Origin of the sequence: Pseudomonas sp. SLFW (assembly GCF_009905615.1) — a bacterium.
GTDB lineage: Bacteria > Pseudomonadota > Gammaproteobacteria > Pseudomonadales > Pseudomonadaceae > Aquipseudomonas > Aquipseudomonas bambusae.
Map to the genome: position 1 here is coordinate 453,357 of NZ_JAAAKW010000004.1, position 16,086 is coordinate 469,442.

Sequence of the window (16,086 nt, forward strand, 5' to 3'; positions counted from 1 at the left end):
TGGGTTGAGCCTTGCCGAAACAAACAGGTGAAAGCATGACATCCATACGAGATCAGGCCGCGCATTTTCCCGAACTGGTGGGCTTGTATGCGCAGCGCCAGCCGGACCGGATTGCCCTTCGACACATCGTCCATGAAGATCAGGCCCCGCTGCTGACCACCTACGCCGAGCTGGACCGCCAGGCCCGGGCCGTGGCCGATGTGTTGCAGCATCAGCTGGGTGCGCAAGGCGGCGAACGCTGCGTGCTGATCCTGCCCACTGGTGCCGATTACGCGGCGGCCTTTCTCGGCTGTCTGTACGCCAAGGTTATCGCCGTGCCCGCGTTCGCCCCCGAGTACAACCGCCAGACTCACCTGGATCGGCTGACCGGCATCCTTCAGGACGCGGCGCCAGGCGTGGTGCTGGGCCGTCGCGAAGACCTGGATAAATTCCAACACCTGTTGCAACCGTTCATGCCCGCGGGCGGACGCTTCATCGCCATTGAAGACATCGACGGTGGGCAAGGCACGTTCCAGCCCTCGTTGATCGACACTTCGTCGCTCGCCTTTTTGCAATACACCTCGGGGTCCACCAGCGCGCCAAAAGGCGTGATGGTCTCTCACAAAAACCTCATGGCCAACGAAGTCGCCATGGCCCGGCACTTCGTCACCGACGCCTCCACCGAAAGCTGGGTGAGCTGGCTGCCGCTCTACCACGACATGGGCCTGATGTGCGGGCTGCTGCTGCCGCTGTACTACGGCGGCACCCTGACGCTGATGTCGCCGAATTATTTCCTTGGGCGTCCGGCGCGCTGGCTGGAAGTGATGAGCGAATACAACGGCACCTTCTCCGGCGGGCCGGATTTCGCCTATCGCTTGTGCGTCGAGCGGATCAAACCGAGCGCGGTGAAGGGCCTCAAGCTGGATAACTGGAGCCTGGCGTTTTCCGGCTCCGAACCGATTCGCATCGCCACGCTGGACGCCTTCAGCAAGCACTTCGCGGCCGCCGGTTTCGACCGCCGCGCCCTGACCCCGAGTTATGGCCTCGCCGAAGCGACGTTGTTCGTCAGTGCCGCCCACCGTGCCGTGCCCTTCGGCATCAAACGATTCGACGGCAGCCAGCTTGCCGCCGGTGATGCCGACGAAGCGCTGTTCGCCAATCAGAACGCCACGAGTCGGTTGCCCGGTTGCGGCTGGTGTCGCGGCAACCATGGGCTGCGCATCGTCGATCCGGTCAGCCAGGCCGTTTTGCCGGAAGGGCAGGTCGGTGAAATCTGGATCGGCGGCCCCAGCGTCGCCGAAGGCTATTGGCAGAACCCTGAGGCCACCGCGCAGACCTTTGTGCAGGAAGACGGTCAGCGCTGGCTTCGCAGCGGCGACCTTGGCATCGCCAGTGGCGGCGAGCTGTTCATCACCGGTCGGCTGAAAGACCTGATCATCCTCAACGGCCAGAACCTTTATCCGCAGGACATCGAACAGTCGCTGGAAAAAACCGTCGAGCTGCTGCGTCGCGGGCGTATCGCCGCATTCCCGGTGACCGATGAACAGGGCGCGGAAGGCGTCGGCCTGGCGCTGGAAATCAGCCGCAACGTGCGCCGCCTGATGAAGCCGCAGATGATCTGCGACGCCGTCCGCGATGCCGTGTCGGAGCTGTTTCTCGTGGCACCGAAAGTCATCGTGCTGCTGGAACCCGGCGCCTTGCCGCGCACCACCAGCGGCAAGTTGCAACGCTCCGCCTGCCGCGTCGGCTGGCAGAACGGCAGCCTCGACAGCTTCGCGGTCTGGCAGGACGGTCGTCTGCTGGACGCCGAGAGCGAGCAGCGCGATGACGTCTCGCTGTTGCCCGAAGTGGTCACCGCATGGCAGGAAGTGCTGGGCAAGGATGACCTGAAAGCGGCCGACCATTTCTTCGCCCGTGGCGGCGATTCAGTGGGCGTGGTGCAGGTGCTGTCGCGCCTCAACGGCGAGCTGGGCCTGAAGCTGGAGCCCGCGCACCTGTTCGAACACCCGACCCTCGGCGCGTTCAGCGCCCATGTCGCCCGCCAGACTCGCAGCGCCGAATGCGCGCCCGCCGTGGCGCGCATCTCCCGCGATACCGCGCCTGAGCAGTCGTTCGCCCAGCAACGTTTGTGGTTCCTCGCGCAATTGGAGCCGGACAGCAGCGCCTATCACCTGTGCGGTCAACTGAGCCTGAGCGGCGCCATTGACGACGTCGCCTTGCAACGCAGTTTCGACGACCTGGCCGCCCGCCATGAAAGCCTGCGCACCACCTTCGCCATCGACGCCAACGAAGTGCTGGTGCAGCGCATCCACGGCGCCCAGCCGGTGGTCATCGAGCCGCACGATCTGAGCCTGCACGCACAACCCCTCGAAGCCTTGGGCGAACTGGCCAAGGCCGCCGTCGAACAACCCATGGACTTGCAGACCGGACCGTTGTGGCGCGTGCTCAACGTGCGGCTGGCCCCCGGTCAGCAGCAACTGGTGCTGGTGCTGCATCACATCATCGCTGACGGCTGGTCGGTGCAGGTCATCCTGAAGGATTTCGCAGCGCTCTACAGCGCCCATGCGTCAGGGCAGATTCCAGCGCTGGGGCCGCTGCCGATTCAGTACGCCGACTTCGCCGCCTGGCAACGCCAGCGTCTGGCCGGGGGCGAAGGTGAGCGGCAACTGGCCTACTGGCGAGAACGTCTGGGGGACACCCAACCGGTGCTCACCTTGCCAGCGGACCGCCCACGTCCTGCGCAACAAAGCCACCGTGGCGCCCGTTACGCCCTCGCGTTTGACAGTGCGCTGAGCCAGGGCTTGCGCGACCTTGCCAGCGCTCACGGCGCGACGCTGTTCATGGTCATGCTCGCGGCCTACAAAAGCCTGTTGCAGCGCTACAGCAGCCAGACCGACCTGTGCGTTGGCGTGCCGGTGGCGGGGCGGACCTGCATCGAAGCCGAGGGCCTGATCGGGCTGTTCGTCAACACGCTGGTGCTGCGCACCGAAGTCTCGCCGCTGCAATCCTTCAGCACGTTGATCGACGCGGTGAAACTCACGGCGCTGGGCGCGCAGACCCATCAGGACCTGCCGTTTGAACAACTGGTGGAAGCGCTGGGCGTGTCCCGCAACCTCAGCCACAACCCGCTGTGCCAAGTGAAGTTCACCCAGCAATTTCCGCTGCCGCAGAACCTGGAAATGGGCAGCATGCGCATGGACGTCAACCAGTTGGATGACTTCTCCGCGCACTTCGACCTGGGGTTGGACATCACCGACAGTGCCGACGGTATTCAGGCCGTTTTCACCTACGCCTGCGACCTGTTCGACGAACCGCGCATCGCCGGTTTCGCGGCTGACTTGGTGCGCCTCTGCGCGCAAGTGGTGGCAGACCCCAGCGCGCGACTGGTGGACCTGAAAGTGTCTGCTGTGCCGTCGCGGCTGATCGCGGAGTCCGTGTCATTCCCTGCCACCAACGTGCTGACGCTGTGGAATGCCAGTGTCAGCGCACAGCCTCAAACGCTGGCATTGCAGGGTGAGGATCATGGCATCGATTTCGCCGCTGCAGACGCCGACGCCAATCGACTCGCCCAGCACCTGCGCGCTTCCGGTGTGGGCGCGGAAAGCCGCGTCGGCCTGCTGCTGGAACGCTCGGTGGAGTTCGTCGTCGGTGTGCTGGCGATCCTCAAGACCGGCGCCGCCTACGTGCCGCTGGACCCGAAATGGCCGGCCGAGCGTCAGGCGTTCGTGCTGGCCGACAGCGGCGCTCGCTGGCTGATCAGCGATGGGCCTGCGCCTGCCGATTTCAGTGGCGAGGTCATCGGCGTCAAGGTGACTGCCGAATGGCGTAGCCAATCGGCCACCGCGCTGAACCTGCCGCTGCCCCCTGAACAGGCCGCGTACCTGATCTACACCTCCGGCACCAGCGGCACGCCGAAGGGCGTGGTCATCAGCCATGGCGCGCTGGCCGATTACGTGCAGGGCCTGCTGTCGCGTCTGTCATTGGACGCTGATGCGAGCATGGCGATGGTCTCCACGGTAGGTGCCGACTTGGGCCACACCGTGCTGTTCGGCGCCCTGTGTTCGGCGCGCACGCTGCACTTGATCAGCCCGGACCGGACTAACGACGCAGACCGCTTTGCCGCGTACATGGCGGCCCATAACGTGGGCGTGCTGAAAATCGTGCCGACCCACCTGAGCGGCCTGCTGCAAGCGGCCAACCCCGCCGACGTGTTGCCGGAACAGGCGCTGATCCTCGGCGGCGATGCCTTGCCGTGGGAGCTGGTGGCGCAGGTCAAACGCCTGAAACCGGCATGCCGCGTCATCAACCACTACGGCCCGACCGAAACCACGGTCGGCGTGCTCAGCAACGAACTGGCAGAACTCCAGACCGCGGGCGACAGCGCCCCCATTGGCCGTCCGCTGCCCAACGCCACTGCGCTGATCCTCAACGAGCAGTTGGAACCGGTGGTGCAGGGCGACATCGGCGAGCTGTACATCGGCGGCCCGGGCCTGGCGCGGGGGTATCACGACCGCCCGGCCATGACCGCCGCCGTGTTCATTCCCGACCCGAGTGGCCATGGCCGTCGCCTGTACCGCAGCGGCGACCGTGCGCGACTGTTGGCCAATGGGCAGATTCAATTCCTCGGGCGCGCCGACGATCAGGTCAAAGTCCGTGGTTACCGCGTGGCCCTGGGTGAAATCGCCCAGCGCCTGCGTCAGCTGGACGGCCTGCGCGACGCGCATGTGCGGGTCGATGACCGGGGCCAATTGATCGCCTATGCCTTGATCGCCAAAGGGACGCAAACCGACGGCGAAGCGCTGCGTGCGCAACTGGCCGAGCGCCTGCCGGATTACATGGTGCCGAGCCACGTGCTGACGCTGGAAGCCTTCCCGATCACGGCCAACGGCAAGCTCGATCATGCCGCGTTGCCTGCGCCGCAGACCGTCTCCCAGACCTTCGAAGCCCCCCATGAAGGCGTCGAAGCCACGTTGGCCGCACTGTGGGAAAAAGCGCTCAACGTAGAGGCGGTGGGCCGTCACGACAACTTCTTCACCCTCGGTGGCGACTCGATTCTCAGCCTGCAAATCATCGCCCGCGCCCGCCGCCAGGGCATTCGCCTGACGCCCAAGCAACTGTTCGAAAAACAGACCATCGCCGAGCTGGCCCAAGTGGCGGTGCTGGCCGACGTCAAACCGGTCGCCGCCCCCGTGTTTGCGCCGGTAATGCCCCTTGATTTCGCCCTGACCCCGATTCAGGCGCGTTTCTTTGCCTTGCCCATTGCGCAGCGTTCCCACTGGAACCAGTCACTGTTGCTGAACCTGCCGAACGCGTTGGACATCAGCGTCTTGCAACAGGCCCTGGCCGTGCTGTTGGCGCATCACGACAGCCTGCGCCTGAGCTTTCATCAAGGCGACGACGGCCAGTGGCAGCAGCGTTATCGCGACACTGAGAACGTCGAGCGCCTGCTGTGGACCTGCGAACTCAGCCGCGAAGAAGACCTCGCGTCCCTCAGCGCCGAAGCCCAGCGCAGCCTCAACATCGAGACCGGTCCGCTGCTGCGCGTGGTGCATGCGCGCTTGCCGTCGGGTGAGGGGCGTCTGCTGATGGCCATCCATCACCTGGCGGTGGACGGCGTGTCGTGGCGCGTGCTGCTGGAAGAACTGCAACACGCCTACAGCCGCTTGGTGGCAGGGCAATCGGCCGCGCTGGCCGAGAAAACCGCGAGCTTCCAACGCTGGTCGCAGTCCCTGCACGATCTGGCGCGCAGCCCCGAACTCGCCGCGCAATTGCCACACTGGCAGGGGCTGCCAGCGGCCGACGCCTGCCTGCCGGGCGATACCTCGGTTCACAGCCTGATCGGCGCGGGCGACACGGTCAGCTTGAACCTCGATGCACAGGACACCCGCCGCCTGCTCAGCGAAGCCCCGGCGGCGTATCGCACCCGCATCGACGACCTGCTGTTGGCGGCGCTGTCTCAGGCGTTGTGGCAGTGGAGCGGGCGCCGTCGTCATGTCATCAGTCTTGAAGGGCATGGCCGTGAAGACGTTTCTGAGAACGGCAACGGGCTGGACCTCAGCCGCAGCGTCGGCTGGTTCACCAGCCTGTACCCGGTGGCGCTGGAGGCGGATGACGACGTCATTGCCACGCTCAAATCGGTCAAGGAAGCGGTGCGTGCCGTGCCGGAAAAAGGCCTTGGTTACGGCGTCCTTAAATACCTCGCCGGTGCCGATTTGCCGGAGCTGGTGGGACAGGGCGTGACCTTCAATTACCTCGGTCGTTTTGACGACAGTTTTGCTGATTCCGGGGACGCGCTGTTCTCGCTGTCGAACCAGACCCTCCAACACCTGCGCGATCCGCAAGGCCCACTGGCCAACGCCTTGGCCATCGACGGTCAGGTGCGCGGCGGCCAGTTACACCTGGACTGGACCTTCAGTCGCGAGCGTTTCAGTCGCGAAACCATCGAACAACTGGTGGCGCTGTATCGTGCGCAGCTGGTGCAGCTGATCAATCATTGCAGCGACGAACACAACGCTGGCCTGACCCCGTCGGATTTCCCGCTGGCGGGCCTCACCCAAATGCAACTGGACGCCCTGGCGATTCCGGCGCGAGAGGTCGAAGACATCCTGCCGTTGGCGCCCATGCAGCAAGGGATTTTGCTGCACAGCCTGTTGGAACGGGGCAACGGCATCTACCTGATGCAAGACCAATACGCCGTCGGTAGCGAGGTGGATTTCGAGGCCTTCAAACACGCGTGGCAGCAGGTGGTGCAGCGCCATCCAGCCTTGCGCACGGCGTTCCACGGGCTGGAAAGCGGCGCGCAGCGTCAGGTGGTCATGCGCCGCGTGCCGTCGCCTGCGCAACTGATCGACCTCAGCCATTTGTCCCGCGCTGCCGCCGAGGCCGAGCTGGAAGCGCTGCTCATCGCCGAGCGCGAACAGGGCTTTGATTTCGCCAGGGCGCCGTTGCTGCGCCTGCGTCTGGTGAAGTTCGGCGCGGCGGATTTCCGCATCGTGCAGAGCCACCACCACGCGCTGATCGATGCCTGGTGCCGGGGTTTGATGCTCACCGAATTTTTCGCCCATTACCGCGCGTTTCTTGAAGGGCGCCACGTCAGCTTGCCTGCCGCTCGCCCCTATCGGGATTTCCTCGCCTGGCTCGCCGAGCAGGACGAAGCGGTCAGCCGGGATTACTGGCGCGAAGCGCTGGCCGGGTTCACCGACGTCACGCCGCTGCCGTACCGTCACAGTCCTCACGGTGAGCCGCAGATGCGCGACGTGACCCTGGCCCTCGGCAACGCGCAGACCGCCAGACTGGCCGATCAGGCCCGCCAGCACCGCCTGACCGCCAACACCTTCGTGCAGGCCGCGTGGGCTTTGCTGCTCATGCGTCACAGCGACCGCGACGACGTGGTGTTCGGCGTCACCGTGGCCGGACGTCCGACCGACCTGGAAGGCATCGAAGGCGCGCTGGGGCTGTTCATAAACACGCTGCCGTTGCGCGTCCGGCGTCCAGGGCTGGGCGCATCGGCGCTGGACCTGCTCAACGCGTTGCAGGCGCAAAACGCCGAGATGCGTCAACACGAACATTTGTCGCTGGCGGACATTCAGTTGCTGGCGGACACCCCTCGCGGTCAGCCGCTGTTCGACAGCCTGTTCGTCTTTGAAAACGTTCCGTTGGGCGCCGAGGTTCAGCAGGCCGTGAACGAATACCGCATCCAACCGCTCGCCAACCGCACTCACACCAACTACCCGTTGACCGTGGTGCTGTTGCCCGGCGAGTCCTTGCAATTGCAGCTGACTTACGATACTCGCCACTTCAACGATGGCGACATGAACACGCTGGTCGGCCACTTCCGTCGCCTGCTCGCACAGCTGATCGACAACCCGCAACAGACCCTCAGCCAATTGCAGGTGCTGGAACAGGCCGAGCGCGAGCAACTGCTGGAACAGGGCCAAGGCCCGGTGCAAAAACATTGGTACGGCATCAGCTACCTGGAGCGTTTCGAGTCGCGGGTTCAGGCCCATCCGACACGGGAAGTGGCGCGCTGCGAAGGCGAGAGCCTGAGCTACGACGCGCTCAATCGTAGCGCCAACCGCATCGGTCACGGCCTGACCGCAGCGGGTGTGCAGGGCGATGATGTGGTGGCGCTGTTCGCCCCCCGTGGCCTGCCGTTGCTGAGCATGATTGTCGGGGCGTTCAAGGCCGGTGGTGCGTACCTGGCACTGGACGATCGTCATCCCGCGAGCCGCAGTGCGCGCATGCTGGTGAGCAGCGCCGCGCCGGTGTTGCTGACGCCCCGTGACTGTCTGCCTCAGGTCGAGGCGATTCTGGCGCTGATGGAGAACCCGCCGCGCCTGCTGATGCTCGAAGACCTGCTGGCCAACGACCGCGACGACAATCCGGGCCGTTACGCCAGCGCCGAGCAGCTCGCCTACGTGATCTACACCTCCGGCTCCACCGGCGAGCCGAAAGGGGTGATGGTCAACCAGCGGGGCATGCTCAACAACCAGATGTCGAAGCTGCCGTACCTGCGATTGGGCGAGGGCGATGTGATTGCTCAAACCGCCGCCACCGGGTTCGACATTTCGGTGTGGCAATTCCTCACCGCGCCGCTGTTCGGCGGGCGTGTGGAAATCCTGCCGGACGCCGTGGTGCATGACCCGCAACGGCTGCTGGAAGAAGTGGTGGCCAATCAGGTCAGCGTGCTGGAGTGCGTGCCTGCGGTGATCGACGGCATGCTCGCCGTTGCGCCGCACAAGCTTGACGCCTTGCGTTGGCTGATCCCCACCGGCGAGGCGCTGACCGTGGACCTGGCGACCCGCTGGTTCAATCGCTACCCGAACGTGCCGCTGGTCAACGCTTATGGCCCGGCCGAATGCGCCGACGACGTGGCGCTGCACACCCTGACCGCTGCTCCGGCTGCGAAAGCCAACATGCCGATTGGTCGCCCCACCGACAACAACCGCCTGTACGTGCTGGATTCCAGCCTGCAACTGGCGGCACCGGGGGTGGTGGGCGAGCTGTACATCGGCGGCGTCGGGGTAGGGCGTGGCTACGCGGCGCGTCCGGCCCTGACCGCTGAACGCTTCCTCCCCGATCCATTCGGTGAACCGGGGACGCGTCTGTACCGCAGCGGCGACCTGGCGCGCTGGAACGCCGAGGGCGCGCTGGAATACGTGGGCCGGGCCGACTTCCAGGTGAAGATTCGCGGCCAGCGCATCGAGCTGGGGGAAATCGAAAACGTCCTGTTGGCCCAGCCGTCGGTGCGCGACGCCGTGGTCAGCGCGCAACCCTCGCTCCACGGCCCGCAACTGGTGGCCTACGTGGTCGCCGAAGCCGAGCAGGCGTTGTCCGCCGATGTCCTGAAAACCGCGCTGGCGCAAGAACTGCCCGCGTTCATGGTCCCGGCCCACGTGATGCTGCTGGCGCGTCTGCCACGCAACGCCAACGGCAAGCTCGACCGCAAGGCCCTGCCAGCGCCGACCGTGCAGGAACGCCATTTCGAAGCGCCTCAGGGCGAGCGCGAGGAAGTCCTCGCCGAACTCTGGGAGGGCTTGCTGAAAGTCGAGCGGGTGGGGCGCGACGACAACTTCTTTGAACTGGGTGGGCACTCGCTGCTGGCAACGCGTCTGTTGTCACGCATCCGCGAGCGCCTCGGGGTGAGCATTCCGCTGGCGCAAGCCTTCGAAGCCACCACCGTCGCCGCGCAGGCGGCCCTGATCGACACCTTGCAGGGGCAGACCCTGACGCTCGACCGGCTCGATGCCCTGGACGAGTTCATGAATGAGCTGGAGGAAAGCAACTGATGTCGCAACCGAGCATGACTTCGCAAAGCAAGCTGCTGGCCCTGGCCACCCGCTTCCTCAGCCTCAACGCCGCGCAGCGTCGGGTGTTTCTGGGCAAGCTGCGCGAGCAGGGGCTGGATGCGTCGGCCTTGCCGATTCCGGCGGGCGTGGCGGGGGAGCGCAGTCCGACCTCGTTCTCCCAGCAGCGGTTGTGGTTCCTCGAACAGCTGGAACCCGGCAACAGCACCTATCACTTGCCGGGTGCCTTGCGCCTGAAAGGCACGCTGAACGTGGCCGCCGTGCAGTCCGCGTTTGCCCGCGTAGCCCAGCGGCATGCCAGCCTGCGCACGGTGTTCGGCAGCGCTGAAGACGGCACGCCAGAGCAAGTGATTCAAGCGTCTCAAACGATGCCTTTCGAGCAATTGAATGCCGCCGATGAAGGTGGGGTGCAAACGCTGGCCGATGCCTTCGCTCGCCGCCCGTTCGACCTCGACCAAGGCCCGTTGTGGCGGGTGGCGCTGGTCACGTTGAGCAATGACGAACACGTGCTGCTGGTCTGCCTGCACCACATCATCGCTGACGGTGGGTCGATTCAGGTGCTGTTGCTGGACTTCGTTCAGGCCTACCGCGCGTCCCTCGAAGGTGACGACAGCGCCCTTGAGCCGTTGCCGTTGAGCTATGCCGACGTTGCCCTCTGGCAGCGTGCGTGTCTGGACGCAGGGGAGGCGGATCGTCAGCTCGACTACTGGAAACAGCAGCTCGGCGGTGAGCCGCCGGTGCTGGAATTGCCCGCCGACCGCCCCCGTCCGGCGCGCCAGAGTTTTCGCGGCGCACGCCTGCCGTTCAGCCTCGACGCCGCGCTCTCGGCACGCCTGCGCGAACTGGCGAAACAGCGCGGCGTGACCCTGTTCACCGTGATGCTCGCCGCCTACCAAGTGCTGCTGCACCGCCTGAGCGGGCAGAACGATCTGCGCATCGGCGTGCCGATAGCCGGGCGTCAGCGCGCTGAAACCGAGGGGCTGATCGGCTTTTTCGTCAACACTCAGATTCTGCGCGGCGAGGTCACGGCCGACGCCACGTTTAACCAGATCATCGACAACGTGCGTCTGGCCTCTCAAGGGGCGCAGGCGAATCAGGATTTGCCCTTCGAACAACTCGTGGACGCACTGGCGCCCGAGCGCAGCCTGAGCCACAACCCGCTGTTTCAAGTGCTGTACAACCATCAACAGCGCCAGGACGAAGCGCTGCAATTGATGCCCGGCCTCAACGCGACCCTGATGCCGCTGGACAGCGGCAGCGCGCAGTTCGACCTGGCGTTGCACACCTGGGAAAACGCGGCGGGTGAGCTGGCGGGTAACTGGAATTACGCGACGGACCTGTTTGACGACACGACCGTCGAGCGTCTGCATCAGCGGTTCGTGCAGCTGTTTGCGCAGTTGCTGGAACGGCCTGAGGCGGCGATTGGTGATGTTGAACTGCTGGATGCTCAGGACCGTGCGCAGTTGGTTCAGGTGAACGATACGGCGCGGGATTGGGATGCTGAATCGTGGGCCGTGCATCGTCAGTTCGAGCGTTTGGCGCAGCTGCACCCTGACCGTGAAGCGTTGCGCTGTGGGGATCAGGTGCTGACGTATCAGCAGCTGGATCAGCGCGCCAATCAGCTTGCCCATTACCTGCGCGGGCAGGGCGTAGGGCGTGAATCGCTGGTCGGCGTGGCGGCGTTGCGTTCGGTGGAAATGGTCGTTGCGCTGTATGCGGTGGTGAAGGCGGGCGCTGCCTACGTGCCGCTGGACCCTGAATATCCGGTCGATCGTTTGCGCTACATGCTGGAAGACGCGGGGATTGGGTTGCTGTTGAGCCACGATGCGGTGATCGACGAGTTGCCTGTGGTGGAAGGCTTGCAGGTGCTGAATCTGGATCAGCTTGATGTGACTCAACAGCCGGTCACCGCGCCAGTCGTAGAGATTCACGCCGAGCAGCTGGCGTACATGATTTACACCTCCGGTTCGACCGGCAAACCGAAGGGCGCAGGCAACACCCACGCGGCGCTGTTCAATCGTCTGGCTTGGATGCAGGACGCCTACGGTTTGGACGCCTCCGACGCCGTGCTGCAAAAAACACCCTTCAGCTTCGACGTCTCGGTGTGGGAGTTCTTCTGGCCGCTGATGGTCGGTGCACGGCTGGTCATGGCGCAGCCCGGTGATCATCGCGACCCAGCGTTGTTAAACGGTTTGATTGCCGATCATCAGATCACAACACTGCACTTCGTCCCGTCGATGCTCGCCGCCTTCATGGCTCAGGACAATCTGTCCGGCTGCGCCTCGCTGAAACGCATCGTCTGTTCTGGCGAAGCCCTACCTGCCGATCTGGCGCGTGAAACTCTGCAACGTCTGCCGAATGCGGGCCTGTTCAATCTGTACGGCCCAACCGAAGTGGCCATCGACGTGACGCACTGGACTTGCGTGAACGAGTCGGGCGCTTCGGTACCGATTGGCCGTCCGATTGCCAACTTGCAGATTCACATCCTCGACAGCCGCCTCAATCCGCAACCCATTGGCGTGCCGGGCGAGTTGTACATCGGTGGCATTGGCCTGGCTCGCGGCTATCACCAACGCCCCGGCCTGACCGCCGAGCGTTTCGTCGCCAGCCCGTTCGGCAACGGCGAGCGTCTGTACCGCACCGGCGACCTGGCACGCTGGCGAGCGGACGGCGCGGTTGAATACCTGGGACGCCTCGACCACCAGATCAAACTGCGCGGCCTGCGGGTCGAGATTGGCGAGATTGAAGCCGCGCTGCTGGACCATCCGGCGATCAGCGAAGCCGTCGTGGTCGCCCGCCAACTCGCCACCGGCACGCAACTCGTGGGCTATCTCGTCGCACAAGCGTTCGATGAAGAGCACCTGCGCACTCAGCTGAAACAACGCCTGCCGGACTATATGGTCCCTGCCCATCTGGTCACGCTGGAAAAATTCCCGCTGTCGGCCAACGGCAAGCTGGACCGCAAGGCCCTGCCGGAACCACAACTGCAACAACGAACGTTCGAAGCCCCGCTGGAAGGTGTCGAAACCGAACTGGCGGCGCTGTGGCAGGACCTGCTCGGCGTTCAGCAGGTCGGGCGTCAGGACAATTTCTTTGCGTTGGGCGGCGATTCGATCCTCAGCCTGCAAATCATCTCCCGTGCCAAGAAGCGCGGCATTCAGCTGTCGCCCCGGCAGATGTTCGAGCGCCAGACCATCGCCGAATTGGCCCAGGTCGCGCAGGTGGTGAACCGGGATGAGGCCGCCGAATTGGCACGCATTGCGTACAACCGCGACATTCCGCTCACGCCGATCCAGCATTGGTTTTTCGAACAACCAATGCGCCAACGCAGCCACTGGAACCAGTCGCTGCTGCTGACCCCGGCCGAAGCGCTGGAAAGCCCGGCGCTGGCTCAGGCCCTGCAAGCACTGATCGATCATCATGACGCCCTGCGCATGAGCTTCACGCAACAGGACAACGGCCACAGGCAGCAACGCTATCGCCCTGAAGAGAACGCAGACGGCCTGCTGTGGCAACGCGAAGTCAGTGCCGATCAACTGACTCACGCCTGTGACGAAGCCCAGGCCAGCCTCAACCTCAAGGACGGCCCGCTGCTGCGCGCCGTGCATTTCAAACTGGCCGAAGGCGGCGAGCGCCTGCTGCTGGTGGTGCATCACCTGGTGGTGGACGGGGTGTCGTGGCGGCTGCTGCTGGAAGACTTGCACAACGCCTACACCCAGGCTCAGTCCGGACTGACGGTCGATCTGGGAGAAAAGGGCCTGCCGTTCCAGCGCTGGGCCAACCGCTTGCTGGACTTTGCCTACAGCGACGCCGTGCTGGCCGAGGCCGACTACTGGCGTAGCCTGCCACCTGCGCCGCCGCTCCCGTGCGCCAACCCTCAAGGCAAGGCGCAGCAAAGCGTCGTGCAGCAGCAACACCTGCAACTGGACGCCGCCCGAACCCACGCGCTGGTCAATGAAGCGCCCGCGGCGTACCGCACGCAGATCAACGACCTGCTGCTGACCGCACTGACCCGCGCCCTGCAACGCTGGAGCGGCGAACCCCGTGCGTTGATCGCGCTGGAAGGCCATGGCCGCGAAGACCTGTTCGACGGCGTCGATCCCTCGCGCACCGTGGGTTGGTTCACCAGCCTGTACCCGGTCAGCCTGCACGCCCACGACAGCCTCGATACGGCGCTGAAACACACCAAGGAAACCCTGCGCGCCGTGCCCCATGGCGGCCTCGGCTACGGCCTGCTGCGTCACCTGCGTGGCGAAGCGTTACCGTCGCTGGAAGGCTGCGTGCTGTTCAACTACATGGGTCGCGTGCAAAACAGCAGTGGCCTGTTCACTCTGGCCCACGAAGCCAGCGGCGCCCAACGTGCCGCCGACGCGCCGTTGGCCTGCGAGCTGTCGCTTGATGCGCAAGTGCGCGACGGCCACTTCAGCCTGACGTGCAGCTACAGCGGCGAGCGACACGACAGCGCGTCGATTCAGCGCCTGCTCGACGCCTACGCCGTGACGTTGAACGAAGTGATCGAACACTGCCGCGCTCACTCGGCCGTGACCCCGTCGGACTTCCCGGCGCTGGACCTGACTCAGGCGCAGCTGGACGCACTGCCGGTCGCACCCCGCGACATCGAACAGTTGTACCCGCTGACGCCGATGCAGCAGGGCCTGCTGTTTCACAGCGAACTCAGCGCCGTGCAGTCCGGCGACGATGCGCGAGACCTGTACATCAACCAAGTGGCGCTGGACGTCGATCACCTGCCGCTCGCCCGCTTCACATCGGCATGGGCGGCGGCGGTGCAGCGTCACCCGATCCTGCGGGCGTCGTTCCTGCGCCTGAGCGGCAGCCAGCAACCGGTCCAGCTGATTCGTCGCGACGCCGTGCTGGCGGTGCGCGAGCTGGATTTGCGCAGCAGCGCCGAATCGCTGTCCGATGTACTGGCCGCCGAGCGTGAAACCCCGTTCGACCTGCACCAAGCGCCGCTGATGCGGGTGCTGCTGGTGCGCCAGAGCGACACGCTGTGGAAACTGGTGTGGACGTTCCACCACATCCTGCTCGACGGCTGGAGCAGTGCGGCAGTGCTGGGTGAGGTGATTCAAGCGGCGATGTCCGACACCGCGCCCCTGCCGGCCGGGCATTACGGCGATTACGTCGAGTGGCTGCTGAGCCGCGACGCCGAGCGCAGCGCTCAGTTCTGGCAGACCCACCTGGCCGGTTTCGAACAGCCGACCCTGATGGCGACGGCCCTGACCGCGCCGACGTCGGCCAACGGCGAACCGCTGCCGACCCAGGTGCGGGTCACGTCGATAGACCTGGACAGCGAGCTGCTCAACAGCGCCGCACGCCGTCAGCGCGTCACCGCCAACACCCTGATTCAAGCGGTTTGGGTGCTGCTGTTGCAGCGTTACACCGGGCAGAAGCGCGTGGCCTTCGGCGCCACGGTGTCCGGCCGTTCGGCTCAAGTGCCGGGCATCGAGCGCATGCTGGGTCTGTTCATCAACACCCTGCCGCTGGTGCAGGCGCCGGACGCACAGCAGAAGGTTGGCGACTGGCTCAACGACCTGCAAGCGCACAACCTTGAGCTGCGCGAACACGAACACACGCCGCTGTTCGAAGCCCAGCGCTTCGCCGGGCATGCCGGGCGCGACCTGTTCGACAGCCTGGTGGTGTTCGAGAACTACCCGGTGGACGCCGTGCTGCGCGACAAGCAGGCAGGCGGCGTGAACATTGGGACCGTTGAACTCAGCGACAAAACCCACTACCCGCTGAGCCTCGCGGTGGTGGCAGGCGAGCGTGCGCACATTCACGTCAACTACCACAGCAACGTGTTCAGCGCCGATCAGATCGACCGCCTGTGCGGCCACTTCCAGGCGTTGCTGGACGGTATTTGCCGCTTCCCCGAGGCGCGCATCGGCGACCTGTCGATGCTCACCGAGCGCGATGTCAGCGAAATGCACGCCTGGAACACGCCGCCGTTCTCGCCCTACGTGGATCGCCCGATTCACGAACTGATTGCCGACCACGCTCGTTTGCGTCCCGAGGCGATTGCGCTGGTCCATGGCGAACAGCACCTGACCTTTGCCGAGTTCGACCGCCGCGCCAATCAGTTGGCTCACGCCTTGCGCGCTCGCGGCATCGGCACCGAGGTCCGCGTGGCAATTGCCATGGAGCGCGGGGTCGATTTGTGGGTGTCGTTCATGGCGGTGCTGAAGGCGGGTGGCGCGTACATTCCGCTGGACCCGGATTACCCGACCGAACGTTTGCGCTACATGCTGGAAGACGGCGGCGTGAAGCTGCTGATCTCCCACGACGC

General features: G+C 65.1%; 2 protein-coding genes. Both read left to right on the forward strand.

The features are described 5' to 3' along the window. Positions 1–35: 35 nt before the first annotated feature. Positions 36–9,767, forward strand: coding sequence for a non-ribosomal peptide synthetase (locus tag GVN17_RS10430; protein ID WP_218576143.1), 9,732 nt, complete (start codon positions 36–38; stop codon positions 9,765–9,767). After that, a partial coding sequence (locus GVN17_RS10435; RefSeq protein WP_256665169.1) for a non-ribosomal peptide synthetase occupies positions 9,767–16,086 on the forward strand: 6,320 nt, incomplete at its 3' end. The genes GVN17_RS10430 and GVN17_RS10435, both read left to right, overlap by 1 nt.

What these genes read in the sequence shown, in the direction of transcription:
- GVN17_RS10430 (WP_218576143.1), top strand. Translation starts at nt 36, where the DNA reads ATGACATCCATACGAGATCAGGCCGCGCATTTTCCCGAACTGGTGGGC.